The 304-nt window shown below is 48.0% G+C and carries 1 pseudogene; it reads right to left on the reverse strand.

Features of this window, described 5'->3' with window-relative positions:
- Window positions 1-304 (reverse strand): annotated as a pseudogene (locus J8L84_RS20320) (RTX toxin); the annotation flags it as partial.

A 304-nucleotide genomic window follows, 5' to 3' on the forward strand; every position in this document is an offset into this window, starting at 1 on the left:
ACCGACTAAGCCAGTAACCGTTTGAACGGCACCTGAACCATCGGTGATCTGTAAACTAATCACCTTGCCGATAAACTCACTGATACCCGTAATGGTGGGTGTCGCTGACGCGAAATCTAGTGCATCTAAACTCAACACATCTAGGTTTACATCAACTAAGCCCGTGGTCGTAATGTTGGCGAGGGTACTGTTATCCGTATCTAGCACAGTGGCGTCTACCGTTAACAAGCCATCAGCTAAATCTACCGTGATAGGGATTGAGAAGGTCCCGTCATTGCCTACTAAACCAGTGACCGTTTGCGTC

The organism is Alteromonas sp. MMG017, from assembly GCF_018100795.1.
GTDB lineage: Bacteria > Pseudomonadota > Gammaproteobacteria > Enterobacterales > Alteromonadaceae > Alteromonas.